Source organism: Pantoea sp. CTOTU49201, assembly GCF_032054795.1.
Lineage (GTDB): Bacteria > Pseudomonadota > Gammaproteobacteria > Enterobacterales > Enterobacteriaceae > Pantoea > Pantoea symbiotica.
Genome location: NZ_DAMBSA010000593.1, coordinates 1 through 1,985, shown reverse-complemented (window position 1 = coordinate 1,985; position 1,985 = coordinate 1). Strand labels below are relative to the sequence as shown.

The 1,985-nt window shown below is 58.3% G+C and carries 2 protein-coding genes; both read left to right on the top strand.

What is annotated here, in order from left to right; all coding sequences use genetic code 11:
* A partial coding sequence (locus RTY00_RS24205; protein ID WP_312666663.1) for an MFS transporter occupies nucleotides 1-805 on the top strand: 805 nt, incomplete at its 5' end.
* Nucleotides 806-893: 88 nt separating this feature from the next.
* Nucleotides 894-1,985 (top strand): VOC family protein (locus tag RTY00_RS24200; RefSeq protein ID WP_312666662.1); only part of this gene is annotated, 1,092 nt, incomplete at its 3' end.

Genomic DNA, 1,985 nt, shown 5'->3' with positions numbered 1-1,985 from the left:
GCACTCCGTTATGCTGATGGGCGGCGTGCTGCCGCTGCTGGTGCTGCCTTTTTTAGTGCGCGGCTTACCGGAATCAGTACGTTTCCTGATTAGTCGTCGCGCGCCTGCCGCACATATTCACGCCATCCTCGAACGTATGTTGCCCGGCACCGTGCAGCCGGGTAGCCATTATCAAAGCACTGAGCTGCCCACCGCGCGTAATGGTTCCGTGGCAACCGTGGTGTCGCGCCGCTATCTGTTTGGCAGTTTGATGTTGTGGGGCGGCTACTTTATGGGGCTGTTCCTTGTTTACCTGATTGGCAGCTGGATGCCTTCACTGATCAGCACGCTTGGCATGTCGGTGACGGAAGCAGCGATTGTCACGGCGATGTATCAGGCCGGTGGAACCATTGGCTCGCTGTTTGCCGGTTGGTTGATGGATCGCATCAACGCCAATCTGGCGCTAGCGGTGATCTATTTCTGCGGCGGCATTGCCATTGTGGCGCTGGGTTTTTCTCCCGCGCAGGTTGGCTTAATGAGCGCTATCGCTTTCTGCAGCGGCTTCTGTTTCAACGGTGCCAACACCGGCATGAATGCGCTTTCCGCCAGTTATTATCCAACACACGCTCGAGCCACCGGCTCCAGCTGGATGCATGGCGTTGGCCGCATCGGCGCCATCATCAGCGCGTTTGTGGGTGCCGAGTTGTTAACGCTCGGCTGGACGTTCAGTCAGATCTTCCTGCTGCTGGCGATTCCTGCGGTATTAACCACCATTATGCTGGTGCTGAAATGTCGCTTTGGTGACCAGTCAAACCTCACTGAGTGACAAGGCGATCACAGTTCCACGAAATTGTTACCCGCCGCTAAAGGGTTGATCTACAGTAGCAACAACCCGTAAGCCCAAGGTGATGATGATGCCAAACTTTCTCAGCAGCGATGCCATCCGCACGCTGTTCTCGCAGGCAATGTCGACCATGTATCAGCAGGAAGTGCCGCAATACGGCACGCTGACGCAGTTGGTCACCGCCGTTAATGAACGTACGCTAGAAGCCAATCCCGAGTTGAAAAATCGCCTGTCTGCTGCCGATGAGCTGAGTCGCCTCAGCGTCGAGCGTCACGGTGCGATTCGCGTCGGCAAAGCTGAAGAACTCAGCACGTTGCGCCAGATGTTTGCCGTGATGGGCATGGAAGCAGTGGGATATTACGACCTGTCGCAAGCCGGTGTGCCGGTGCACTCCACGGCGTTTCGTCCGGTCAGCGACCGCGCGTTGCGCCATAATCCGTTCCGCGTGTTCACTTCGCTGCTGCGTCTGGAACTGATTGATGATGCGGCGCTGCGCGAGAAGGCCGCTGCGATTCTCGCCGCGCGCGATATCTTTACGCCGGGTTGCCGCGCCTTAATCGCTAAGCATCAACAGCAGGGCGGCTTAAACGCAGCGGATGCGGCGACTTTCGTGCAGGAAGCGCTGGAAACTTTCCGCTGGCATGCGCACACCACCGTGGACAGCGCCACTTATCGCGCGCTGAGTCAGCAGCATCGTCTGATTGCTGATGTGGTGTGTTTCCGCGGCTGCCACATTAACCATTTGACGCCGCGCACGCTGGATATTGACCGCGTGCAATCGCTGATGCCTTCGCGCGGTATCGATCCCAAAACCTTGATTGAAGGCCCGCCGCAGCGCAAGGTGCCGATTCTGCTGCGCCAGACCAGCTTCAAAGCCCTGGAAGAAGCGGTGCACTTTAACGATGGCACGCCGGGCACGCATACCGCGCGCTTTGGTGAGATTGAACAGCGCGGCGCAGCGCTCACGCCGAAAGGGCGCGAACTCTACGATCGTCTGCTGACCGAAGCCGGTACCGGCAGCGATAACCAACATCACCAGCAACATCTCAGCGCGGTGTTTAGTGATTTCCCCGATGACGAAGAGAGCTTACGCGAGCAGCAGCTGGCGTGGTTCCGCTATCGCCTGACCGACAAAGGCGAGCATCTGCCGCCACGCGCGGGC